The sequence below is a fragment of the Zobellella aerophila genome (assembly GCF_039539325.1).
GTDB classification, from domain to species: Bacteria; Pseudomonadota; Gammaproteobacteria; order Enterobacterales; family Aeromonadaceae; genus Oceanimonas; species Oceanimonas aerophila.
The window spans coordinates 651,424-676,167 of sequence record NZ_BAABCX010000002.1; the positions used below are offsets into that span (position 1 = coordinate 651,424).

General features: G+C 59.5%; 24 protein-coding genes. 2 read left to right on the forward strand and 22 right to left on the reverse strand.

Annotated features, from left to right (window positions below):
- Positions 1–4: 4 nt before the first annotated feature.
- The 10 genes from surE to rlmD form a co-directional block, all read right to left on the reverse strand.
- Positions 5–751, reverse strand: coding sequence for a 5'/3'-nucleotidase SurE (gene surE / locus ABD806_RS10675; RefSeq protein ID WP_344957716.1), 747 nt, complete (start codon positions 749–751; stop codon positions 5–7).
- 21 nt (positions 752–772) lie between these two features.
- Complete coding sequence (gene truD, locus ABD806_RS10680; protein ID WP_344957718.1) at positions 773–1,807, reverse strand: tRNA pseudouridine(13) synthase TruD; 1,035 nt, start codon at positions 1,805–1,807, stop codon at positions 773–775.
- Positions 1,797–2,279 (reverse strand): 2-C-methyl-D-erythritol 2,4-cyclodiphosphate synthase, encoded by a 483-nt coding sequence (ispF, locus tag ABD806_RS10685; protein ID WP_344957720.1) that lies wholly within the window; start codon positions 2,277–2,279, stop codon positions 1,797–1,799. Before ispF ends, truD begins: the two co-directional genes overlap by 11 nt.
- Entirely contained in the window at positions 2,276–2,971 is a 696-nt protein-coding gene (ispD, locus tag ABD806_RS10690; RefSeq protein ID WP_344957723.1) for a 2-C-methyl-D-erythritol 4-phosphate cytidylyltransferase, read from the reverse strand. The genes ispF and ispD overlap by 4 nt, the downstream gene beginning before the upstream one ends.
- Positions 2,968–3,267 carry a cell division protein FtsB gene (gene ftsB / locus ABD806_RS10695; protein ID WP_344957725.1) on the reverse strand — a complete coding sequence of 100 codons (300 nt, stop codon included), beginning with the start codon at positions 3,265–3,267 and terminating at the stop codon, positions 2,968–2,970. Before ftsB ends, ispD begins: the two co-directional genes overlap by 4 nt.
- Positions 3,268–3,373: 106 nt before the next feature.
- Entirely contained in the window at positions 3,374–4,675 is a 1,302-nt protein-coding gene (eno, locus tag ABD806_RS10700) for a phosphopyruvate hydratase (protein WP_344957727.1), read from the reverse strand.
- A gap of 77 nt (positions 4,676–4,752) precedes the next feature.
- Positions 4,753–6,390 carry a glutamine hydrolyzing CTP synthase gene (gene pyrG / locus ABD806_RS10705; RefSeq protein WP_344957729.1) on the reverse strand — a complete coding sequence of 546 codons (1,638 nt, stop codon included), beginning with the start codon at positions 6,388–6,390 and terminating at the stop codon, positions 4,753–4,755.
- A 124-nt stretch (positions 6,391–6,514) separates the two neighbouring features.
- Positions 6,515–7,315, reverse strand: a complete 801-nt coding sequence (mazG, locus tag ABD806_RS10710; protein ID WP_344957731.1) for a nucleoside triphosphate pyrophosphohydrolase — start codon at positions 7,313–7,315, stop codon at positions 6,515–6,517.
- A 10-nt stretch (positions 7,316–7,325) separates the two neighbouring features.
- The gene (gene relA / locus ABD806_RS10715; RefSeq protein WP_344957733.1) at positions 7,326–9,530 is read right to left on the reverse strand and encodes a GTP diphosphokinase; all 2,205 of its coding nucleotides are present in this window, start codon (positions 9,528–9,530) and stop codon (positions 7,326–7,328) included.
- Positions 9,531–9,538: 8 nt separating this feature from the next.
- Positions 9,539–10,852, reverse strand: coding sequence for a 23S rRNA (uracil(1939)-C(5))-methyltransferase RlmD (rlmD, locus tag ABD806_RS10720; protein WP_344957735.1), 1,314 nt, complete (start codon positions 10,850–10,852; stop codon positions 9,539–9,541).
- Between the two features lie 79 nt (positions 10,853–10,931).
- Between rlmD and barA the strand changes: the two genes are divergently transcribed.
- Positions 10,932–13,625: a two-component sensor histidine kinase BarA gene (gene barA / locus ABD806_RS10725; RefSeq protein WP_344957737.1), complete on the forward strand. Its 2,694-nt coding sequence runs from the start codon at positions 10,932–10,934 to the stop codon at positions 13,623–13,625.
- A 140-nt stretch (positions 13,626–13,765) separates the two neighbouring features.
- Here the strand turns inward: barA and pdxJ are convergent, their stop codons facing one another.
- From pdxJ to rpoE, 10 genes are all read right to left on the reverse strand, one after another.
- Entirely contained in the window at positions 13,766–14,503 is a 738-nt protein-coding gene (pdxJ, locus tag ABD806_RS10730; RefSeq protein ID WP_344957739.1) for a pyridoxine 5'-phosphate synthase, read from the reverse strand.
- Positions 14,496–15,206, reverse strand: coding sequence for a DNA repair protein RecO (gene recO / locus ABD806_RS10735; RefSeq protein ID WP_344957741.1), 711 nt, complete (start codon positions 15,204–15,206; stop codon positions 14,496–14,498). Before recO ends, pdxJ begins: the two co-directional genes overlap by 8 nt.
- 42 nt (positions 15,207–15,248) lie before the next feature.
- Positions 15,249–16,154, reverse strand: a complete 906-nt coding sequence (gene era, locus ABD806_RS10740) for a GTPase Era (protein ID WP_344957743.1) — start codon at positions 16,152–16,154, stop codon at positions 15,249–15,251.
- Positions 16,151–16,819: a ribonuclease III gene (rnc, locus tag ABD806_RS10745; RefSeq protein ID WP_344957746.1), complete on the reverse strand. Its 669-nt coding sequence runs from the start codon at positions 16,817–16,819 to the stop codon at positions 16,151–16,153. The genes era and rnc overlap by 4 nt, the downstream gene beginning before the upstream one ends.
- A complete protein-coding gene (gene lepB, locus ABD806_RS10750) occupies positions 16,819–17,733 on the reverse strand; it encodes a signal peptidase I (protein ID WP_344957748.1) in 915 nt (304 codons plus the stop codon). The genes rnc and lepB overlap by 1 nt, the downstream gene beginning before the upstream one ends.
- Positions 17,734–17,735: 2 nt before the next feature.
- Complete coding sequence (gene lepA / locus ABD806_RS10755; protein WP_344957750.1) at positions 17,736–19,532, reverse strand: translation elongation factor 4; 1,797 nt, start codon at positions 19,530–19,532, stop codon at positions 17,736–17,738.
- 78 nt (positions 19,533–19,610) lie between these two features.
- Positions 19,611–20,060 (reverse strand): SoxR reducing system RseC family protein, encoded by a 450-nt coding sequence (locus tag ABD806_RS10760; RefSeq protein ID WP_344957752.1) that lies wholly within the window; start codon positions 20,058–20,060, stop codon positions 19,611–19,613.
- On the reverse strand, positions 20,057–21,034 hold the full coding sequence (locus ABD806_RS10765) for a MucB/RseB C-terminal domain-containing protein (RefSeq protein ID WP_425583113.1): 978 nt from the start codon (positions 21,032–21,034) through the stop codon (positions 20,057–20,059). Before ABD806_RS10765 ends, ABD806_RS10760 begins: the two co-directional genes overlap by 4 nt.
- A 15-nt stretch (positions 21,035–21,049) precedes the next feature.
- Entirely contained in the window at positions 21,050–21,607 is a 558-nt protein-coding gene (locus tag ABD806_RS10770) for a sigma-E factor negative regulatory protein (RefSeq protein ID WP_344957756.1), read from the reverse strand.
- A gap of 18 nt (positions 21,608–21,625) precedes the next feature.
- Complete coding sequence (gene rpoE / locus ABD806_RS10775; protein ID WP_344957757.1) at positions 21,626–22,201, reverse strand: RNA polymerase sigma factor RpoE; 576 nt, start codon at positions 22,199–22,201, stop codon at positions 21,626–21,628.
- Between the two features lie 181 nt (positions 22,202–22,382).
- Here rpoE and nadB point away from each other — a divergent pair, with 181 nt between their 5' ends.
- Complete coding sequence (gene nadB / locus ABD806_RS10780; RefSeq protein WP_344957759.1) at positions 22,383–24,008, forward strand: L-aspartate oxidase; 1,626 nt, start codon at positions 22,383–22,385, stop codon at positions 24,006–24,008.
- On the opposite strand, the gene ABD806_RS10785 is transcribed toward nadB, so the two are convergent.
- The gene (locus ABD806_RS10785) at positions 23,984–24,367 is read right to left on the reverse strand and encodes a protein YgfX (RefSeq protein WP_344957761.1); all 384 of its coding nucleotides are present in this window, start codon (positions 24,365–24,367) and stop codon (positions 23,984–23,986) included. The genes nadB and ABD806_RS10785 overlap by 25 nt on opposite strands.
- Positions 24,336–24,548 carry an FAD assembly factor SdhE gene (locus ABD806_RS10790; protein WP_344958062.1) on the reverse strand — a complete coding sequence of 71 codons (213 nt, stop codon included), beginning with the start codon at positions 24,546–24,548 and terminating at the stop codon, positions 24,336–24,338. Before ABD806_RS10790 ends, ABD806_RS10785 begins: the two co-directional genes overlap by 32 nt.
- Between the last annotated feature and the right edge of the window lie 196 nt (positions 24,549–24,744).

Here is a 24,744-nt window from a genome sequence, read left to right on the forward strand (position 1 = left end):
TCTCTCACTCCACTTCGGTTAACCAGTCGGCCAGTACCGTCATATGGCTGTAAGCCGTCATGTCCACGGTCAGCGGGGTAATGGAAACATAGCCCTGCTCCACCGCGTCAAAATCCGTGCCTTCTCCCGCATCCTGCTTGGCGCCGGGAGGCCCAATCCAGTAGATGGGCCGCCCCCTGGGATCATATTCCTTGATCACCGCCTCGGCCCGGTGGCGATTGCCCAGCCGGGTCACCCGGATACCGCGGATCTCCGCCAGTGGCAAATCCGGCACGTTGACATTGAGGATCTGATCCGAAGACAGGGGCGCACGCAGCAGGCCCTGGACCAGCAACGCCGCATAATGGGCCGCCGTTTCAAAATAACGTTCGCCGCAGAGGGATACGGCGATGGACGGCAACCCCAGGTGACGGCCTTCGGTGGCCGCCGCGACCGTGCCTGAATACAGCACATCGTCACCCAGGTTAGCGCCATGGTTGATGCCCGCCACCACCATGTCCGGATCCGGATCCAGCAGGCCGTTCACGGCCCAGTGCACGCAGTCGGTGGGCGTTCCCTTGACCGAATAAAAACCGGTTTCCTCTATCTTGTCGACGCGCAGCGGGACTTCGAGGGTCAAGGAGTGGCTGGCGCCACTGCGGTTCCGATCCGGCGCCACCGTCACCACCTCTGCGAATTCGGACAACACCCGGCTCAGGGTTCTTATGCCCCGGGCATTCACACCATCATCATTACTTACCAGTATCTTCATCTTTGTCACTGTCCTTGCTCATTACTCGGCCGTATCTTCATGCTGTCCGCTGTCCTTGATCAGTTCCCGCATCACACTGGTGGCATAGCTGCCGGCCGGCAGCCAGAAGGCCAGTTCCAGTTGTTCACCATCCTGCTGCCAGGACAGCTGCTGCGGCTGCAGCAACAGGCCGCGCCGCTCCTGTTTCAGGCCGTTGGCCTCCAGCCCTGCGCACAGGTCGGCATGGTCAGCCAGTGCCGCCAGCTCCAGCTCGGCCGCCGCCGCTGCTGCCGGCAGCCGGCCTCGGCCCCAGAGGGGGGCACTGAGCCGGATATCCCCTTCGGCAAACCGGCTTAGCAGGGTGTCGTATGGATCCTCAATGGTAAAAAACGACTGGTTGCCGGCCAGCATCACGCAATCGCCGGGCAGCAGCTGATACGCCAATTGCCGGGACAGGCGGTGGCTGACCGCCAGGTTAAACAGGTAGCTGCGTGCCGCCGACAAATACAGGGAACGCTTGTTCCTGTCCTTTATCCGCTTGCCGCCGAACATGGCCTTGGCTTGCTCCAGGTTGCCGCCGTTGAAGCCAAAGCGCTGGGCGCCGAAATAATTGGGCACACCTCTTTCGGCAATCGCCGTCAGCCGGCCCTCCAGGTCGCCGGAACCCGCCAGTTCACGGATCCGCAGGCGAAAGAAATTGCCTTTCAATGCGCCGACACGCAACTTTTTATGATGGCGCCCCATCGCCAAGATCCGGATATCGTCGTTTTCCAGAGGCGAAAAGTCCGGCATCTCCTTGCCCGGCAGGTGCACCCCGAACCATTGCTGGGTCACCGCATGGCGGTCTTTCAACCCGGCCCAGGTGATATCCCGCTGGGCAACACCGGCCAGCCGGGCCAGCTCTCGGGCCACCCACTGGGTATTCTGGCCTCGCTTGCGGATATGCAGCAGGATATGCTCGCCTTCACCACTGGGCTCGAAGCCCAAATCCTCCTCCACCACAAAGTCCTCGGGCTCAACCTTGAGGCGCCCGCTGAACTCGGGCTCCCCATGCAAATACTGCCAATCATTCATCATTTTTTACCAACAGCACCACGGCTTCCGCCGCTATGCCCTCTTTACGGCCGACAAAGCCCAGGGTTTCAGTGGTGGTGGCCTTGACGTTGACCTGGACACAATCGACCTCCAGATCAGCGGCGATATTGGCCACCATGGCATCGATAAAAGGCGACAGCTTGGGGGCTTGGGCCAGCACGCTGATATCCGCATTGCCCAGCCGATAGCCCTGCAGCCTCACCTTGTTGAAGACATCTCGCAGCAGCACGCGACTGTCGATGCCCGCATAGGCGGCATCGGTATCGGGAAAATGGCGGCCGATATCGCCGGCCCCGATGGCACCGAGCAGGGCATCGCAGAGGGCATGCAGCACCACATCCCCATCCGAATGGGCCAGCAGCCCCTGCCCATGGGGCACGGCAACACCGCCCAGTATACAGGGGCCTTCACCGCCAAATTTATGCACGTCAAAGCCGTGACCAATACGCATCATGTTTCGCTCTCTAGAATTTGCTGCAGGAAGAAGGCGGCCAACGCCAGATCTTCCGGCCGGGTGATCTTGATGTTGTCGGCCCGGCCTTCCACCAGCCGCGGACGGAAACCCGCCAGCTCCATGGCCGAAGCCTCGTCGGTGATCTCTACCCCGGTGTTCAGCGCCTGCACCAGGGCCTGCCGCAGAGGAACCGTGGGAAAGCACTGGGGCGTCAACGCATGCCAGAGATCGTCCCGGGACACGGTATGAGCAATGCTGCCCCAGCCATCGCCGCGCTTCATGGTGTCCCGTACCCGACTGGCCAGAATGGCACCGTCTGCCTGGGTGCCGCTTGCCAGCAAGGCGTCCAGATCTGCCTGGGCCAGACAGGGGCGGGCCGCGTCATGAACCAGCACAAAATCGCTGGATACCCGCTGCAGGGCATTGAGCACCGAATCGGCCCGCTCGGCACCGCCATGCACCCAGCTGATCCGGGGATCCGCGGCCAACGGCAGCCTGGAGAAGGTGTCGTCCTCCGGACCTATCGCCACTATGATGCGCTCGATCGCCCGATGGGCAAGCAACCGGCTCAGGGTATGCTCGAGCACGGTTTTCCCCGCCAGCGCCAGATACTGTTTGGGCAAGGGGGCGGCCATGCGCCGCCCCACCCCGGCGGCAGGCACCACCGCGGTAAAGGTCTGTCTGGATCTCATGGCAGTGGTCTGCCCTGCGTCGGGTCTGAAGGCAGGAACCGGTAGAAGGTTTCGCCTTCCTTGATCATGCCGAGATCATTGCGGCCCAGTTCCTCGACTGCGGCCAGGCCTTCGTTCAGGTCTTCTATTTCCCGGTATAACAAGGCATTACGTATCCTGAGCTGCTCGTTGCTTCCCATTTGCCGGGCCACATTCTCCCGGGTTTCATTATATTCGGCCAAACCGTTTTTCCCCCACCACAGGTGGTATTGCAGTGCGCCTAACAGGGCAAGCAGTATCAGCGTCAGCAAGCGCATGAGTCCTCCTCAGTTGCGCGTTAGTTTCCCATATTCGAGCTGCGAACAAAAGAAACCCCGCACTGGGCGGGGCTTGATATTAACGGGTGATGTAACGGCTCAGGGGTTAGGCCTGACCCTTGACCTCGACCAGACCGCGGTAAGGGGCCTTGCCGCCCAGCTCTTCCTCGATGCGGATCAGCTGGTTGTACTTGGCGACCCGATCGGAACGGCTCATCGAGCCGGTCTTGATCTGGCCGGCACAGGTGCCCACCGCCAGATCGGCGATGGTGGCGTCTTCGGTCTCGCCGGAACGGTGGGAGATAACCGCGGTGTAGCCGGCGTCCTTGGCCATCTTGATAGCGTTCAGAGTTTCAGTCAGCGAGCCGATCTGGTTGAACTTGATCAGGATGCTGTTGGCGATGCCCTTGTCGATACCTTCTTTCAGGATCTTGGTGTTGGTGACGAACAGATCGTCACCCACCAGCTGGATCTTGTCGCCCAGTACCTTGGTCTGGTAGGCAAAGCCGTCCCAGTCAGACTCATCCAGACCGTCTTCGATGGACACGATCGGATACTGCTTGGTCAAGTCTTCCAGGTAATGGGTGAATTCCTGGGAGCTAAACACCTTGCCTTCGCCTTTCAGGTTGTAGTTGCCTTTCTCCTTGTCGAAGAACTCGGAGGCGGCACAGTCCATGGCCAGGGTCACGTCCTTGCCCAGCACGTAACCGGCTTGCTCGACCGCTTCCTTGATGGCGGCCAGGGCGGCGGCGTTGGACTCCAGGTCGGGGGCAAAGCCACCTTCATCGCCGACGGCGGTGCTCAGGCCCTTGGCCTTCAGTACCTTGGCCAGGTTATGGAACACCTCGGCACCGATGCGCAGGGCTTCACGGATGTTCTTGGCGCCCACCGGCTGGATCATGAACTCCTGGATGTCGACGTTGTTGTCGGCGTGCTCACCGCCGTTGATGATGTTCATCATCGGCAGCGGCATGGAATACTGACCAGCGGTGCCGTTCAGCTCGGCGATCCAGGCGTACAAGGGAAGGCCCTTGGCGGCGGCGGCGGCCTTGGCGGTAGCCAGGGACACGGCCAGGATGGCGTTGGCACCCAGGTTGGCCTTGTTGTCGGTGCCGTCCAGTTCGATCATGACACGGTCGATGTCGGCCTGGGCGGTGGCGTCTTTACCAACCAGGGCGGCGGCAATCCTGTCGTTGATGTTGGCAACGGCAGTCTGCACGCCTTTACCCAGGAAACGGCTCTTGTCACCATCCCTCAGTTCCAGGGCTTCGCGAGAGCCGGTAGAGGCGCCGGACGGTGCCGCGGCACGGCCCATTACGCCTCCTTCCAGGTAAACATCGGCTTCAACGGTAGGGTTACCGCGGGAGTCGATAATTTCGCGACCGATCACTTTGACGATCTTAGCCATGTTATTTTCCTTCCATAGTTGAACAAACAAAAGTACTAAAAAAACGGCCAAGCCAGAGGCTCAGCCGCAGAATTCGATTACTTGAGTTCACCCTGCTGGTGCTGAACCGCGGCCTTGACGAAGCCGGCAAACAGGCCGTGACCATCCCGGGGGGTGGAGGTGAATTCCGGATGGAACTGGGCCGCCACAAACCAGGGATGATCCGGGTTTTCGATGATCTCCACCAGCTTCTTGTCAGCGGAGCGGCCGGTCACCTTGAGGCCGGCGGCCTCGATCTTGGGCAGCAGGCGGTTGTTCACCTCATAACGGTGGCGGTGACGCTCGTAGATGGTGTCCGAGCCGTAGAGGGCGTGCACCTTGGAACCGGGCTCCAGATGACACAGCTGGGCCCCCAGGCGCATGGTGCCGCCCAGATCCGAGCTCTCGGTGCGCACCTCCACATTGCCCTCTTCATCCACCCATTCGGTGATCAGGCCGACCACCGGATAGGGGCTCTGTTTGTTGAACTCGGAGGAATGGGCGCCTTCCAGGCCAGCCACGTTACGGGCATATTCAATCAAGGCCACCTGCATCCCCAGGCAGATACCCAGGTAAGGTACGCGGTTTTCCCGGGCATAGCGGGCCGCCATGATCTTGCCTTCCACGCCGCGCTCACCGAAGCCGCCGGGCACCAGGATGGCATCCAGTTCTTCGAGCAGGCCGGTGCCCTTGCTTTCCAGATCCTGGGAGTCGATATACTTGATGTTGACGGTCAGCCGGTTCTTCAGGCCACCGTGCTTGAGGGCCTCGTTGACCGACTTGTAGGCATCGGGCAGCTCGACATATTTGCCTACCATGCCGATGGTCACTTCGCCGACCGGGTTGGCTTCCTCATAGATCACCTGTTCCCACTCAGACAGGTCCGACGGCGGGCAATCCAGAGCGAAGCGCTTAACCACCAGCTCGTCCAATCCCTGGGAGCGCAACAGCGCCGGGATTTTGTAGATGGAATCCACATCTTTCAGGGAAATGACCGCTTTTTCGGAGACGTTGCAGAACAGGGCAATCTTGCCGCGCTCGTTGGGAGGAATGGCCCGATCGCTGCGACAGATCAGGATATCGGGCTGGATGCCGATCGACAGCAGCTCTTTCACCGAGTGCTGGGTCGGCTTGGTCTTCACCTCACCGGCCGCCGCCATGTAGGGCACCAGGGTCAGATGCATAAACAGGGTATTTTCCCGGCCGACTTCCACCGCCAGCTGACGCAGGGCCTCGAGAAACGGCAGGGATTCGATATCGCCTACGGTGCCGCCGACTTCCACTATCGCGACCTGATGTCCTTCGGCACCGGCTATCACCCTGTCCTTGATGGCGTTGGTGATATGGGGGATCACCTGGATGGTGGCCCCCAGGTAATCGCCCCGTCTTTCCTTGCGCAGCACATCGGCATAGATACGACCCGTGGTAAAGTTGTTGCGGCGAGTCATCTTGGTGCGGATAAAACGTTCGTAGTGGCCCAGATCCAGGTCGGTTTCAGCGCCATCATCGGTCACGAAGACTTCACCGTGCTGGGTCGGGCTCATGGTCCCCGGATCCACGTTGATGTAAGGATCCAGCTTCATGATGGTCACATTAAGACCGCGAGCCTCAAGGATGGCCGCCAGGGAGCCGGCCGCAATGCCTTTACCCAAGGAGGAGACAACCCCACCAGTAACAAAAATATATTTAGTCGTCATGCTGAACCTGAAGAAACTAGGGAACGAATTTAAGGATTTGTGGAAATCGGGACGGGGTCATAGTATACGCAAGATGCCCTATGGCGACAACGCACAATACCAACCATCTGTAATTTTATTACCATTATTCCCGACTTTTGACTTGCTCCCAATAGCCATCCAACTCGGCCAGGCTACAGTCACCATGGGCTTTGCCATCGGCCTGCAACGCCTGCTCCAGGGCCCTAAAGCGCCGTTCAAATTTGTTGTTGGCCCGGCGCAGCACCTGTTCCGGATCCTGTTTAAGGTGGCGCACCAGGTTGACGCAGGCGAACAGTAAATCGCCCAGCTCTTCCCCGATACGCTGATGATCCCGGGCCGGTTGGGTCAGTTCGGCCAGTACCTCGTCCAGCTCTTCGCGCACCTTGCCAACCACAGGTTCAAGAGAATCCCAGTCGAAGCCGACGCTGGCACAACGTTTCTGGATCTTGTTGGCCCGGCTCAGGGACGGCAATACCAGCGGGATATCATCCAACACACTGGTAGCATTCTGATCCCTGGCCAAGCGCTCGGCTGCCTTGGTGGTTTCCCAGTTGGCCTTGACTGCCGCTTCATCGGCAAATTCGGCGCCGCCGAACACATGAGGATGGCGCGCGACCAGCTTGTGGCTGATGGCCTGCACCACATCGCCAAAGTTGAACAGAGACTGCTCCTCTCCCAGGCGGGAATAAAACACCACCTGGAACAGCAGATCGCCCAACTCGCCGGGCAGGATCGCTAAATCGTTCCGTTCGATGGCGTCGGCCACTTCGTATGCCTCTTCCAGGGTATGCGGCACTATGCTGGCAAAGTGCTGTTTCAGATCCCAGGGACAGCCGCTTTCCGGATCCCGCAACGCGGCCATGATGGCCAGCAGATCACCGAGTGAATAGTTATAATTTTCCATCTGCGCTCCGTTACAGGCGTTTTGCTTCCAGGATGTCCGGCAGTTGGCCTATCTTGGCCAGGGTCCGGCTCAGGGCCTCTATGTTGTAGACTTCCAGCTCCATATCGATGATGGCGGTTTGCTGCTTGCGGTTGGAGCGGCTGTTCACCCCCATCACATTGATCTTTTCGTTGGCCAGTATGGTGGTGATATCACGCAGCAGGCCGGATCTGTCGTTGGCGACCACCCTCATGGTGAGGTTATAGCCGCCCGAGTAGTTTTCCCCCCAGACCGCGTCCACCATCCGCTCGGGATGCTGGTTGGCCAGCTCCTTGAGCTGTTCACAGTCGGCCCTGTGGATGGAAATGCCCCTGCCCTGGGTAATGAAACCGATGATTTCATCGCCGGGGATCGGCTGGCAGCAACGGGCGGCACTGGTCATCAGGTTGCCCACCCCCTGCACCACCACATGGCTCTTGGGCTCCTGCTTCTTGTGCGCCTTCTGCTCCAGCTGCTTCAGTACCTGCTGATCCTGCTCGGCGCCAGTCGGTTTCTTATGACGGCCCTGCAGGTAGTTGAGCAGCTGGTTGATGCGCAAATCGCCGCCGCCTATTCCCGCCAGCAGATCATCCAGGCTGGTCATATTGAAGCGTTCCAATACTTTCTTGTCGATCTGGCCGAAGGTCATCCCCAGGCGATCCAGCTCCTTGTCCAGCACTTCCCGGCCGGCGAGGATGTTTTTATCCCTGTCCTGTTTCTTAAACCAGGTGGCCACCTTGGAACGGGCCCGGCTGGTGCGCAGGAAGCCCTGATTGGGATTCATCCAGTCCCGGCTAGGGTTGGGCTGCTTCTGGGTGATGATCTCCACCTGATCGCCGGTCTGCAGCTGATAGGTAAAAGGCACGATACGGCCGTCTATCTTAGCGCCGATACAACGATGGCCGACCTGGCTATGGATGTAGTAGGCGAAATCCAGCGGGGTGGCGCCAGCGGGCATATCCACCACCTCTCCTTTGGGGGTGAAGACATAGACCCTGTCCTCGAACACCTGGCTGCGCAACTCGTCCACCAGCGAGCCGCTCTCCGCCATGTCCTCCTGCCAAGCCAGCAGTTTCCTGAGCCAGGCGATTTTTTCCTCGAAGCCGCTCTGCTTGGTCGCGCCGGCACCTTCCTTGTATTTCCAGTGGGCGGCCACCCCCAGCTCGGCATCCTGGTGCATCTGATCGGTGCGGATCTGGATCTCGACCGTCCTGCCCTCGGGGCCGACCACCACCGTATGGATGGACTGATAGCCGTTGGGCTTGGGGTTGGCAACATAGTCGTCGAATTCGCGGGGGATATGGCGCCATTGGGTATGGACTATTCCCAGGGCGGCATAACAGTCCTGCAGCCGCCGGGTCACCACCCGCACCGCGCGCACATCGAACAGCTCGTCAAAATCCAGGTGCTTTTTCTGCATCTTGCGCCAGATGCTGTAGATATGCTTGGGCCGGCCATAGACTTCCGCCTCTACCCCCGCCTCCGCCAGCGCCGCCTTGAGGCTGGCGACAAAGCTGGTGATATAGGCTTCCCGGGCCAGGCGTTTCTCATCCAGCAGCCGGGCGATGCGCTTATAGGTATCCGGGTGCAGATAACGGAAGGACAGGTCTTCCAGCTCCCATTTCAGCTGGCCTATGCCCAGACGGTTGGCCAGCGGCGCATAGATATTGGCGATCTCCTTGGCCACCAGTACCCGGGTTTCTTCGTCGGCGCTCTTCACCTCGCGCAGGCAGGTGATGCGCTCGGCCAACTTGATCACCACGGCACGCACATCTTCCACCATCGCCAGCAGCATGCGCCGCACCTTGTCGACCTGGGCTTCGGAGCCCTTGTCGCTGTGCACGTGCTGCAGTGAGCGGATACCTTCCATGTCGGACACCCCCTGTAACAGGCGGGCGATACTGGCACCGAAATCTTGCTCCACCCGCTCCAGGCTGAGATAGTCCATTTCCAGGAAAGGGTAGAGCAGGGCCGCCTTATGGGTATCCAGATCCATGCTCAGGGTAAGCAGTATGCCTACCATTTCAACGCCCTGGGCATGCAGCCGCTGCTCCACCTCGCGTGGCGCCCCCAGACGCTGGCAATATTCATACAGGGCCGTAAGCTGGCTGCGGGCCTCCACTTCCATCGGCAGGCTCGCCGCCCATTCAGCCAGGCTGAACGAAGACTTTAGATGCGTATCGCGAACTGAAACCATAAGATCCCTTAAGTTAGTTCAAACAAGGCCATCACTTCCGAATGGGCGGTATGGGGAAACATGTCGGTCAACCCCATGCGGGTCAGCCGGTAGCCCCCCGCCAGCAGGACCTCCGCGTCCCGGGCCAGGGTGGCCGGATTGCAGGACACATAGACTAGGCGCCCGGGTGCCATGCCGACCAGATAGGGCATCACCCGTTCGGCACCTGCCCGGCCCGGATCCAGCAACACCGCATCGAAACCTTCCTGCGCCCAGGGCTCACGGGTAAAATCGCTCGCCAGATCGGCCCGGTAGAATCGGACATTATGGCAGCCATGCTCCTCGGCATTGCCCCGCGCCTGCTCCACCATCTCCTGCACGCCTTCAACGCCCACTACCGATTTGACCCTGGCCGCCAGCGGCAACGAGAAATTCCCCACACCGCAGAACAGGTCCAACACCCGCTGTTCGGGGGTGGCCGCCAGCCAATCGATGGCCTGGGTCACCATGGCCTCATTGGCCACCGGGTTGACCTGAATAAAGTCGCCGGGGGTAAACGCCAGCTTGAAACCGTCCAACTGATAATACGGTGGGAAAGACACATGTAAAGGGCGTCTGTCCTTGTCGTCCTGCAGAACCAAGGTCAGCGCATGCTGCTGGGCAAAACTGAGCAGGGTATCCAGATCCCGATCGGAAAAGGCGTCGGTGTGGCGCAGCAACAGGGCGATGCCTTGCGCGCAGTGATACAACTCGAGATGCCCCAACTGCCTGCTCCCCTTCAGCCGGTTTAGCAACTGACGCAGGGGCACGATCAAGGCGGACAACTCTGGGTGCAGCACACCGCAGTGATCGATCTCGACCAGCTCATGGGACTGGGCGCGCCGGAAGCCCAGGGCCACCCCCTTGCCCTGGCGGCGGATCGCCAGGCGGGCAACCCGCCGGTAGCCCCGCTCCGGGCCGGTCAGCCAGCCATCGAGGGGCAAGGGTGCCGGTAACAGGCGGGAAAACAGCAAGTTTAGGCTCAGCTCCTTGGATTGGTGCTGCAGTTCCGGGGGAAGGTGCTGCAGGGAGCAACCACCGCAACTGTCTATATAGGAGCAGAATGGCTTGGTGCGCCGGGGCGAGGGCTGCAATACCTTGAGCAGTTGCCCCTTGTGATATTTGCTGTGTTGCCCGGTGAGCCGCACCCGCACCTTTTCGCCGGGCAGGGTGCCGGGCACGAACAGCGGTTTGCCCCGATAGCGGGCGAGACCGACGCCGTGGCCGTTTAACTCGAGAATATCGATATCCAGGACCCCCAGGGCCTTGGGGTCGGGCTTGCGCACCTTGAAGAACTGAACCATAAAACGTGGAGCCCCCGAACCGGCTATGTCATCATACGCCTATCCTAATCAAGCGCGCATTGTCCCACAGAACCCCATTATGACCAAATACGGCCTGCGGGCCCGGGTACTGGCCTTTACCATATTACCGACCCTGATCATCGGCACCCTGCTGGCCGGCTATTTTTCATTTAACCGCTACCAGCAACTGGAAGATGCGGTGATCAAGGAAGGCATCAATGTCATCGAGCCCCTGGCGCTGGCCAGCGAACTGGCCCTGAGCGGACGTAACCGGGAGGCCCTGAACCGGCTGCTGAGCAATATTCACCGCAACAACAGCCCACTGATCAAGTCCATCGCGCTGTTTGATCAAGAAGGCCGTCTGCTGGTGACCTCCAATTATCATCGGGACTACAACCAGATGCGGTTGCCCGAAGGGGTCACCCTGCCCCGCCTGACCCTGGTGGAGGCAGGCCAGGACGGCATTATCCTGCGCACCCCGGTGCTGACCGACAATATCCGGGTCGACGCCGACTGGAGCGAGACCTCGTCCACCCCGCTGGGCTATGTGGCCATGCAGCTGACCACCGACTCGGCCATGCTGGTGCACTATAAGGACACCCTGGTCGCCGCCCTGATCGTGCTGCTCGGCATCTGTGCCAGCACCCTGTTCGGCTTCCGGCTGATCAAGGGGGTGTCCCAGCCGATCACCGACATGGTCAGCGCCGTCTATAAAATCCGCGAGGGCCGACTGGATACCCGGGTCCATGGCGAGTTTACCGGCGAGCTGGAAGTGCTCAAGAACGGCATCAACGCCATGGCCAAATCCCTGTCGGAGTACCATGAGGAGATGCAGCAGAACATCGATCAGGCCACCTCGGATCTACGGGAAACCCTGGAGCAGATCGAAATCCAGAATATCGAGCTGGACATGGCCAAGAAACGGGCCCAGGAGGCGGCCCGGGTCAAGACCGAATTTCTCGCCAACATGTCCCACGAACTGAGGACCCCACTCAACGGGGTGATCGGCTTCGCCCGCCAGTTGCAGAAGACCCGACTCAGCCCGAATCAGCTGGATTACCTGAAAACCATCGAAAAGTCGGCACAGAACCTGCTTGGCATCATCAACGACATCCTCGACTTTTCCAAGCTCGAAGCGGGCAAGCTGAAGATGGAGCAGATCCCTTTCTCGCTGCGGGATACCCTGCAGGAAGTGATGACGCTGCTGGCCCCCAGCGCCCACGACAAGGGGCTGGAGCTGTCGCTACGGGTCGATGCCGCGGTCACCGACAGCCTGACTGGCGACCCGCTGCGGGTGCAGCAGGTACTCACCAACCTGGTGGGCAATGCCATCAAATTTACCGAGCAGGGCAACGTCGATGTGCGGGTCGATGCCCGTCCCGCCAGCCGGCCCGAACGCACGGCCCTGTGTTTTTATGTGCAGGACACCGGCATCGGCATCTCGGACAGCCAGCGCCGCCAGTTGTTCCAGGCCTTCAACCAGGCGGACTCCAGCATTTCCCGCCGCTATGGCGGCACCGGCCTGGGGCTGGTGATCACCCAGAAGCTGGTACACCAGATGGGCGGGGATATCGAGCTTTATTCGGAGCTGGGTGTCGGCTCGGTGTTCAGTTTTACCCTCGAATTCGATCGGGCCGCCCTGCCCCTGGCTGAGCCCTTGCCCCTGGCCGGCCTTGCCGGCCAGACGGTATTGTATCTGGAGGAAGACAACTTCAGCCGACGGACTACCCAGGCCTTGCTGCAGGAATGGGGCCTGCAGGTCGTGCATGAGCCGAATGCCGAGATACCGATAGATACGGTGATCCTGGGCTTTGGTCCCAGCCACCTGCCCAGCCAGATGGAGCAGGCCATACACAGGGCCAAAGCCGGCTGTGACAAGGTACTGGTGTTGCTCAGCTCGACCGACCCTACCCTGACGGATGTGCTGTTCAAGGCTGGCGCCAGCCTCTGCCTGAGCAAGCCGGTGCATTACCAGAAACTGGCCCACGCCCTGATCGATCAAGACATGGCGCCGACGGAGGAATTGCTGCAGATCACCCTGGCCCCCCCCACCCACAAGCAGGAACTCAAAGTGCTGGCGGTGGACGATAACCCGGCCAACCTCAAGCTGATCAGTGCCATGCTGTCGGAACAGGTGACCCAGGTCGATGCCTGCATCAACGGCAAGGAGGCGCTCAACCTGGCGACGGTCAACGACTACGATATTATTTTCATGGATATTCAGATGCCGCTGATGGACGGCATCCAGGCCACCCGGGAAATTCGGGCCAGGGGGCCTAACCGCAGCACACCGATAGTGGCGGTCACCGCCCACGCCATCCAGGGGGAGCGGGAGCGGCTGATGGAACAGGGCATGGATGAATACCTGGCCAAGCCCATCGACGAGGCGATACTGGCCCGGATTATCGAGCGCTATGCACGCGGCCATGGCAGCAAGGGGCAGATAGACTGGCCCCTGGCCGTGCGCCAGGCCGGTGGGAAAGAAGACTTGGCCCGGGAGATGCTGACCCTGCTGTTGGCCAGTTTCGATGAGTTCTCCCCCCGGCTCAATGCCGCCCTGGCCGGTGATCTGGACACCGCCGGCCTGTATCCGGCTCTGCATAAGCTCCATGGCGGGGCCGCCTACTGCGGCGTCCCCGAACTGCTGGGCCTGGCCAGCCAGCTGGAGCAGGCCATGCTCGACAAACAGCCGCTGGACAACCTGGAGCCGGAGCTGCTGGAACTGGAAGAGCGGATCCAGCAGATTAGGGAAGAAGCGGAACGCTACCTGTGACGGGGACTAGGGACTAGGGACTAGGGACTAGGGACTAGGGACTAGGGACTAGGGACTAGGGACTAGGGACTAGGGACTAGGGACTGGCATTGTGTTGCTCCAGTCCCAGCTAACCAATCACCAGTCCCTGCCCGCGGCGGTTAGATCCCCAGACGGGCTTCCTGCATCAAGCGCTTCATGTCCCGTACCGCTTTTTCCAGACCGTCGAAGGCGGCCCGGGCGATGATGGCATGGCCGATATTCAGCTCCAGCATTTCGGGAATGGCGGCTATGGGTTTGACATTGTGATAATGCAAACCGTGGCCGCCATTGACCTTGAGCCCCAGATCATGGGCGTAGGAGGCGCCGGCTGCAATCCGCTTCAGCTCGGCCTGACGCTCGGCATCACTGGGAGCATCGGCGTAACGGCCGGTGTGGATCTCGATATAGGGGGCGCCTGCGGCCCGCACTGCATCGATCTGGTCCTTGTCCGCATCGATAAACAACGACACCTTGATCCCGGCCTCGGTCAGGCGGGCCACCGCGGCAGTGATCTTGTCGAGCTGACCGGCCACGTCCAGGCCGCCTTCCGTGGTCACCTCTTCCCGTTTTTCCGGCACCAGGCAGACAAACTCCGGCTTGATGCGGCAGGCGATATCCAGCATCTCATCGGTCACCGCCATTTCAAGATTCATCCGGGTTTGTATGGTCTGGCTCAGGATATCCACATCCCGATCGATGATATGCCGCCTGTCTTCCCGCAGATGAACGGTAATACCGTCGGCGCCCGCCTGTTCGGCCACCGCCGCCGCCTGCACCGGATCCGGATAATGGGTGCCCCTGGCATTCCGCAAGGTAGCGATATGATCGATATTGACCCCCAGATACAACTCACTCACTGCGATTACCTCTCTTTCCTTTGATAAACAGGGCACGGCTGCGTAATGGCCGGCCCCCCAGATAAGGCCCCAGGGCCTGCCGGCTGAAACGCTTGGCGGCGACCAGTACCTCGGGCCGGATTAAGTCATGTTCGGCCAGGGCAAGCAGGTGCGCCCCGAAAAAGGCGCCCGGCTCGGCCTGCTCCAGGGCAATAAAGCCGGACTCGGGCTGATAGGCATACCACCCCTGGCTTTCGACGTCAGCGCCGCTGGCAGCATCCTGGGTGAAATCCACCCCATAACCGAGTACATCCAGCATATAAAACTCAAACTGGCGCAGGCAAGGTTCAATGCTGACACCGCTTGCCAGTTTGCTCAGGGTTTTCTGATAAGCATCAAACACCTCGCCAAAGGGGGTGTGCGCTTCCAGCAGGTAAAATAGCAGCTCATTCAGGTAGAGGCCGCTGTACAGCGCCTCACCCTTCAGCTGAATGGCCGGGGCCGATGCCTCGGCCGTATGCAGATTTTTCAGTTCGCCCTTGCCGGCGAAGGTCAGCCGCAGGGGCACAAAGGGCTGCAACAGCCCTTTCAGGGGCGAGCGGGGCTGACGGCTGCCACGGGCCACCAGGCTCTGACGCCCCTGCTCCCGGGTGAACACCTCGACCAGCTGGCTGGTCTCCCGGTAGGGGCGGCTATGAATAACGAAGGCGGCATCCAGGGCCACTAGTATTCATCACCCCGACTCGGGCTGCCCGGAGCCCGCTCATCAGTCATCGCCATAACCCAGGCTGCGTAGCGCCCGTTCGTCATCGGCCCAGCCGGACTTGACCTTGACCCACAGCTCGAGGAATACCTTCTGCTCCAGCAGTTGCTCAAGATCCAGGCGCGCCTCTGTGCCGATCACCTTGAGCTTTTCACCCTTGTTGCCGATGACCATCTTTTTCTGGCCACTGCGCTCCACCAGGATAAGGCCGTTGATATGCACCACGCCCTTGTCGTTGACCTGGTAGCGTTCGATTTCGACCGTCACCGAATAGGGCAGCTCTTCCCCCATGAAGCGCATCAGCTTTTCACGGATGATCTCCGCCGCCATAAAGCGGGAGGAGCGGTCGGTGATATAGTCTTCCGGGAAATGGTGTATCGAAGGCTTGAGCCGGCTGCGGGCAAGCTTGGCGATCACCTCGACATTCTCGCCTTTTTCTGCGGAAAGCGGCACTATATCGGCAAAGTTCATCTGCCCGGACAGCCATTGCATATGGGGCAGCAGCTCTTCCTTGCTCTCGACGTTGTCGATCTTGTTGATCGCCAGCACCACGGGGCAGCGCAGATGGCGCAGCTTGTTGAGCACCATGTCGTCATCGGCGGTCCACTTGGTGCCTTCCACCACGAACACCACCATTTCCACGTCGCCCAGGGAACTGGAGGCGGCCCGGTTCATCAACCGGTTGATGGCACGTTTTTCTTCGATATGCAGGCCGGGAGTATCCACATAAATCGCCTGATAGGCACCTTCGGTGTGGATGCCCATGATCCGGTGACGGGTGGTCTGGGCCTTGCGCGAGGTGATGCTGACCTTCTGCCCCAGCAGCTGGTTCAACAGGGTCGACTTACCCACGTTCGGGCGGCCGACGATGGCCACGAAGCCACAATAGGTCTGTTCTTGCTCTGTCATAATAATGCTTCCAGGGCATGCTCGGCGGCGGCCTGCTCGGCCTTGCGGCGGCTGGTTCCTATGCCGACCACTGGTTCGGCCAGGCCGTCCACCAGACAATGCACGGTAAATTTCTGATTGTGGGCTTCGCCGATCACTTCCACCACGTTATAGGTAGGCAACGGCTTGCGTTTGGCCTGCAGCAGTTCCTGCAACCGGGTCTTGGGATCTTTCTGCTCGATGCCCGGCTGAATTTCAGTTAACCGTTCGTCATACCAAGACAGCAGCAGGCTGCGTATCCCTTCGATGCTGGTATCTATATAGACGGCGCCGATCAGCGCCTCGACCGCATCGGCGAGAATCGACTCACGCCGGTAGCCACCACTCTTCAGTTCCCCCGGCCCCAGGATCAGATAGTCACCCAGTTCAAACTCCCGGGCCAACTCGGCCAGAGTCTTTTCCCGCACCAGGGTCGCACGCATGCGTGACATATCCCCTTCGTTTACCTTGGGGAAACGGTGAAACAGGGCATCGGCGATGACCATGCTGAGGATGGAATCCCCCAGAAATTCCAGCCGTTCATTATGGCGGGAACCCGCACTCCTGTGGGTCAGGGCCCGCACCAGCAGGGTTTCGTCGGTAAAGGTATGGCCCAGTTTTTTTTGCAGAATATTCAGTTTTTTCATTAATGGATTGCGCCCACTCGGCTAAAACGCACATCCGAGGGCACCCAGGAGGGCAGCCAGCTGTCGGCGTCTCGTTCAAATTCAAAACTTATCCAGATGGCAACGGCTTTACCGACCAGATTCTGCTCGGGGACAAAGCCCCAGAAACGGCTGTCGGTACTGTTGTCTCTGTTGTCCCCCAGGGCAAAATAGTGTCCTTCGGGCACCACCCATTCGTTAAGGGCCGTGCCTGGTTGGCGGTAATACATTGATACCCGATCCGGCAACAGGGGATTGCGCAGGATATCGTGGGGTCGTTCGGTCAATGCTTCCGCATAACGCTCCAGCGGAATGCCCATCTGGCTGAACTCGCCGCCCCGTTCAAACTCAAGCAGCACCGGCTTAAAGTCCGGGCAGTCGTCACCGGTGCAAGCCGGCTTGATATACAGCTGCTTGTCCTGATAGACGATACGGTCGCCGGGCAGGCCGACGATCCGCTTGATGTAGTCGATTTTGGGGTTTTCCGGGTATTTGAATACCGCCACATCGCCCCGCTCGGGTGCGCCTGTAGGGATCAGCTTGGTGTTATTCACCGGTTCCTTCAGGCCATAGGCGAACTTCTCCACCAGGATAAAATCCCCCACCAGCAGGGTCGGCATCATGGAACCGGACGGGATCTGGAACGGCTCATAGATAAAGGAGCGCAACACCAGCACCGCAGCGATCACCGGGAAGATCGACTTGGCCTGCTCGATCCAGCCCGGGGCCAGGCTGGCCTTGGCCAATGCGGCCTTGTCCACCTTGTTGCCATGGGTCACCTGGGCATCGGCGATTTTCTGGGCCCGGTGTTTGGCCCAGATCCACTTGTCACAGGCCCAGATAATGCCGGTGACCAGGGTCACCAGCACCAGGATCAGGGCAAAGGTACTCGCCATAATTACTTATCCTTACCGACATGGAGGATAGCCAGGAAGGCGTCCTGAGGGATATCGACCCGGCCCAGGGATTTCATCCGCTTCTTACCTTCCTTCTGTTTGGCCAGCAGCTTTTTCTTACGGCTGACGTCACCGCCGTAACACTTGGCGGTCACGTCCTTGCGCAGCGCCTTAACCGTGCTGCGGGCGATGATCTGGTTGCCGATAGAGGCCTGGATGGCGATATCGAACATCTGCCGGGGAATAAGCTCGCGCATCTTCTCCACCAGTTGACGGCCGCGATATTGGGCATTTTCCTTGTGGGTGATGATGGCCAAGGCATCGACCCGGTCGCCGTTGATCATGATATCCAGGCGCACCATGTCGGCCGCCTCGAAGCGCTTGAAGCCGTAATCCAGGGACGCATACCCCCGGCTGCAGGACTTGAGCCGGTCGAAGAAGTCCAGCACCACTTCGGCCATCGGAATATCATAGCTGAGCGCCACCTGGTTGCCGTGGTAGACCATATTGGTCTGCACACCACGCTTTTCGATACAGAGGGTGATCACGTTGCCCAGATACTCCTGGGGCACCAGAATGTTACATTCGGCGATCGGCTCGCGGAGTTCTTCGATGTTGTTGATCGCCGGCAGGTTGGACGGGCTGTCGATATAGACGATGGTCCCATCGGTCTTGACCACCTCGTAGACCACGGTCGGCGCCGTGGTGATCAGATCCAGATCGTATTCCCGCTCCAGCCGCTCCTGGATGATCTCCATGTGCAGCATGCCGAGGAAACCGCACCGGAAGCCGAAGCCCAGGGCATTGGAGGTTTCCGGCTCATAGAACAGGGAGGCATCGTTCAGTGACAACTTGTCGAGAGCATCGCGGAAGGCTTCATAATCATCGCTGGAGATGGGGAACAGGCCCGCATACACCTGGGGTTTGACCTTCTTGAAGCCCGGCAGGGCCTTTTCGGCGCCATATTTGGCATGGGTCAGGGTATCGCCCACCGGCGCGCCGTGGATTTCCTTGATGCCGCACACCACCCAGCCCACCTCGCCGCAGTTGAGGCCGTCGGTGTCTTTCTGCTTGGGGGTGAAGATGCCGAGACGATCGACGCCCCACACCTGCCCCGTGCTCATTACCTTGATTTTGTCGTGCTTTTTCAGGCTGCCGTGCTTGATGCGCACCAGCGACACTACCCCCAGGTAGGAATCGAACCAGGAGTCGATGATCAGTGCCTGCAGCGGACCTTCCGAGTTGCCAACCGGGGCCGGAATTTTCTGGACTATGGTTTCCAGCACCTCGTCGACACCCAGGCCGGTCTTGGCCGAGCAGCGCACCGCGTCCATGGCGTCGATACCGACGATATCTTCGATTTCCTGGGCGACCCGATCGGGCTCGGCCTGGGGCAGGTCGATCTTGTTCAGCACCGGCACCACTTCCAGCTCCATATCCAGCGCCGTGTAGCAGTTGGCCAGAGTCTGTGCCTCAACACCCTGACCGGCATCGACCACCAGCAAGGCGCCTTCACAGGCCGCCAGCGAGCGGGAAACCTCATAGGAGAAGTCCACATGGCCCGGGGTGTCGATAAAGTTAAGCTGGTATTGATTACCGTCTTTGGCCTGGTAGTTGAGGGTCACACTCTGGGCTTTGATGGTGATGCCACGCTCCCGCTCCAGATCCATGGAATCCAGGACCTGTGCCTGCATTTCGCGGTCTGACAGGCCTCCACATACCTGGATCAGGCGATCGGACAGGGTCGACTTGCCATGGTCTATGTGAGCGATGACGGAAAAATTACGGATATGCTTCATGATGCGATAAGGAGTCCGAACTCTAATAGCGACAGTAAAGGCGAGATTCTACTGGATTAGGGCGGCAGTGGCCAATCCTTAGTCGATATTGCTGATCGGAATCAGCGGCCCCAGGATCACCGGCCCGGCCAAGCCAAACCCAGGGCCCCGGGCCAGACGGGAGGCCAGCAGAAAACCCAGCCATCCACCGGCGATAGCACTCGCTATGGTGCCGCCGTCGCCCAGCTTAAACAGCAGGCTGGCCAGCAGGCTGGCCAGCAACACGCACAGCAGCGGCAGCAGATAAATCAGCACGGCGCTCTTGATCAAGCTCTGCTCGGGAATACCGATACGCACCTGTTCGCCCACCCGCAACGGCAACGGCGTGGCAACAACAAACTGATGGCTGCGTCCGGGCAATGCCTTGGCCACCAGGCCGGTGCCGCAATGTTGGCTCTGCCGGCACTGGCCACAGGCCGAGCGGCTGAAGCACTCCAACACCACCCCTTCTGGTACCAGCTGCACTACCGTCGCCACTTCCTCAATCATGGTGTTTCACCCGTTTTAACCGTAATGGATTCGGCAATGCGCCGAGCGGCCTCCGCCGGTATATCCCCCACTACCGTCACTTCCATCCTGGCGGCATTCACCAAACTGACCAGATGGGTCGCGCCCTGGCGGATCAGCTGCTGACGAGAGTCTGAATTGGGCATGGCGTTGGCCACATAAACGGAAACATCGACCAGGCCATTCGAGGCCATCAGATAATCGACCAGTTGGCCGGTCAACGGCAGCTGATGCTTATCCTGGGAGCGGATCTCAAATCCCTTGGGCAACCAGTCCGCCTGCCATGGTAATGCCTGCTGGGGAGCCGGGTAGGCCTCCACCAGGGAAAGCACCGGCGGCAAACTGGCGGCTTTCAATTCGGTCAAAAACGCCGCCGGCTGCGTACTGATATTGAGGGCCACCCCCATGACCTGCTCTACCAGACCCATCTCTTTGTCCAGGGTATCCAACTTCAGCAGCAGCCCGGTTTCCTGATCCAGCCACAGCACATAGCCGTAATAATCCGGCTCCCGGGGATCCAGGCGAAGGACATCGGCGATGCGCCCCAATACCCGGCTGCGTCCCGCCGCGACCACATTATAGTGGGCTAATATCTGCTCGACAGGCATGGACTGAAAACGGACAAACAGGCCCGGTAACTCGGAAGGCTTAAGGGTATAACCATCGTGGCTGGATTCGAAAAAGCTGACTTCGTCGTCCCGCTGCACATATTCCCGGGGCTGGCCATTAAGGTAACTCAGGTAGGTGAGCGCCTGACCATCGAGATGCCCTCGGGTCAGGCGCTTAGGTTCCAGCTGGCCCCGACGCAATTCGATCAGGGTCAGCTCAAAATTCAGCTCGCGGTACGCCTGCTGCATCTGCTGCAACAAGGTGGTGGCCGGACTGGTATCGGTTACGGCGAACACGGAGGCGGCCACCGACAACCACAGCAACGCAACGCCCAATCCGCGTTTAATCAAGTTAGGCTTTCCTTACGGCTGGCGCAGCCGTTGCTGCAACTCGTGATCCATCAGCAAAGCGTTAATCTTTTGTTGCTGGTCGATCAGTTCTTGTTGGCTGAGGCGTTCGCCCGGCTCGGAACTGTAGTTCAGGCTGACCGGGGCGGCCGAACCACTGACCGGCACCGTATTCAATACCGGAGCGGTACCGACACCCTGCTGCTGACCATATTGCTGTACGCCGAAGATCACCGCCGCCGACACCGACGCCGCCACCGCAAACTGGGCGAAATGACGAACCAGGGTTCTGCCGAAAGCCGGCTTAAGGATAGTTGCCGCCTGCGGTGCCGCCGTTGCCGTCATGTTGCTACCAGGGGCCATGATCGTCGGCTCCAGTTCAAGGGCAGCGGCTATCCTGTCGGATAGGTCCAGGTGCAGATGCGTGGGCAATTCATTGCGTAAGGCGTCGCCATAAAGCTGATAGCGACCGAAGGTGGCGGCCAGGGCCTTGTCCTTGCCCAGCTGTTCGAGCAACACCTTATCCTGGATTTCTCCGTCTACCAATGCCGAAATATGCTCTTTGTTAGCCATAAGGTTTATCCTTATTCGTCAACCCTGGAGTAAAGGCTGGACCCGCTTGTCGATTGCCTCGCGTGCCCTAAATATCCGGGAGCGAACCGTCCCGACCGGACAATCCATCACATTGGCAATGTCTTCGTAGCTCATCCCTTCCAGCTCTCGCAGGGTAATTGCTGTTTTCAGATCCTCCGGAAGCGCATCAATGGTGTCAAAAACCGCCCGCTTGATCTCATCCGACAACATGAGGTGTTCAGGTGACGACAGCTCCTTCAGAGCCTCGCCGCCTTCGTAATATTCTGCATCACCTATCTCAACATCCGACCCCGGCGGCCTGCGCCGTTGAGAGACCAGATAGTTTTTTGCCGTGTTCACGGCGATACGATATAACCAGGTAAAAAATGCACTTTCTCCCCTGAAGCCCGGCAACGCCCGATAGGCTTTGATAAAGGCTTCCTGGGTCACATCCGGTATATCTCCGTTTGACACATAACGAGAGACCAAGTTCGCCACCTTGTGCTGATATTTTGTTACCAACAAGTTATATGCATTCTTGTCGCCACGCTGGACCCGTTCTACCAGCTGCTGGTCCGTTAAATGTTCGCTCATGCGAGCCGCGTAACCTCCGATCATTCCGGTACCAGGGCACCGGCCCGAGATAAGCGCACTTTAGTAGACTATGAGTGCGGAAAAAAGTTCTGAAATCATGACCGACTGACAATTACGGCTGCGCCGGTATTCGGCTTGAGATAACATAGAGCCTCAATTTATACCGGGCCAATGATACTGCATGAACGATCCTGTTGAATACCTCTGTGACGTACTCATCATTGGCAGCGGTGCCGCTGGCCTATCTCTGGCACTGAAACTGGCGGATCACGCCAAGGTTCACGTGCTGAGCAAAGGCCCGCTTACCGAAGGAGCGACACTCTACGCCCAAGGTGGCATCGCCGCCGTTTTCGATGAAACCGACAGTATAGAATCTCACGTCGAGGACACCCTGATCGCCGGAGCCGGGCTCTGCGATGAGGCCGTGGTCGAATTTACCGCCGGCGATGCCCCCGACGCCATCCAATGGCTGATCGGTCAGGGAGTGCCCTTCGATACCGAAGAAAGCAGCCAGGGCGAACCGTCCTATCATCTGACCCGCGAGGGTGGCCACAGCCACAGACGTATTTTCCATGCCGCCGACGCCACCGGTCGGGCGGTGCAGACCACGCTCACCGAACAGGTGCTGAAACATCCTAACATCAGGGTACTGGAACGGGTCAATGCCCTGGATTTGATCACCACCGCCAAGCTGGGCCTGCCCGGCAACCGGGTGCTGGGCGCCTATATATGGAACCGCAACAGGGAGCAGGTTGAAACCATCCGCGCCAAATTCGTGGCCCTGGCCACCGGTGGTGCCTCCAAAGTATACCAATATACTTCCAACCCGGATGTCAGCTCGGGCGACGGCATCGCCATGGCCTGGCGGGCCGGCTGCCGGGTCGCCAACATGGAATTCAATCAGTTCCATCCCACCAGCCTGTTCCACCCGGCGGATAACAACTTCCTGTTGAGCGAAGCCCTGAGGGGCGAAGGCGCTGTGCTCAAACGCCCGGACGGCAGCCGCTTTATGCCCGATTTCGACGAGCGTCACGAGCTGGCACCGAGGGATATAGTGGCCCGCGCCATCGACCATGAGATGAAACGCCTGGGCGCCGAATGCATGTACCTGGATATCAGCCATCAACCGGCCGACTTCATTATCAAGCACTTCCCCACCATTTATGAACGCTGCCTGAGGGTCGGCATCGACATCACCCGGGATCCGATGCCGGTGGTACCTGCCGCCCACTATACCTGTGGCGGTGTGATGGTGGATTTACAGGGACGCACCGATATCGAGGGCCTGTATGCCATGGGGGAAGTCAGCTATACAGGCCTGCATGGCGCCAACCGCATGGCCTCCAACTCCCTGCTGGAGTGCATCGTCTTTGCCCGGGCCGCCGGCCAGGACATGTTGGCCAAGCTGAGCCAGGTCCCCGAGCCCCCCGCCACGCCGAGCTGGGACGAGAGCAAGGTGACCGACTCGGACGAGGAAGTCGTCATACACCACAACTGGCACGAACTGCGGCTGTTTATGTGGGACTATGTCGGCATCGTACGCACCAACAAGCGGCTGGAACGGGCCAAGCACCGTATCGATCTGCTTAAGCGGGAAATACAGGAGTATTACTCCAACTTCCGGGTCAGCAACAACCTGCTGGAGCTGCGCAACCTAGTGCAGGTGGCCGAGCTGATTGTACTGTCGGCGATGGACCGTAAAGAGTCCCGGGGCCTGCACTTCACCCTGGATTACCCGGAGCAGCTGGCCGAGCCCAAGCCGACCATACTGGTACCGCCGAATTACGTGGACAGCAAGATACGCTGAGACAGGTGCCGATACATCTCTTCGGGGACGCTGTCGCTAAACAGCCAGAAAGGCGGCCAGGGGTCGCCTTCCAACACCAGCAATAAAAAGCCGGGGCCTGCCCGGCTATGGGCGGATAACCGGCCGTCACGGCCATTTATCCGCAGGTAGCCATCCCGATATTCCCCCTGCAGACGATAACTCCCCGCCTGCCGCCAGCCGATGAGCGACCACAACAGCCAACCGGGCAGAAACCAGAGCAGGCGCTCGTCATCCAGCCAAAGTCCGGCCGGCAGCCACAGCAGTGCACCCAGTCCCGCCAGGTACCAGCGATGGATAACGGAGGGTTCAGCGTTGATTGCGAAGCTGGTTGCGCTCAAGGATATATTCTACCAGCGCCTGGAACACCGGGTCCTTTGAGCGCTCATGGCCCATAAACCAGGCAAACAGATCGGGATCATCACAGGCCAGCAGGCGCTGGAAATCCGCCTTGCGGCGCTCACTCAAGGCATCGTATTCATGCTCGACGAAGGGCAGCAGGATCACATCCAGCTCCAGCATGCCGCGACGGCATGCCCATATCAGGCGCGGTTTATCAGAGGTATTCAACTTGGTCCATCCCGAAAAATAAAACAAAGCCTATGTTAAATGGTCAAATGAATACTGACAAATGTGTTGGCCATCTTTACCATGAGAGTCACACTTCCCAACCTCATAGACAACAAAGGAATTACCCGTGTTGACTATTGCCTCTACT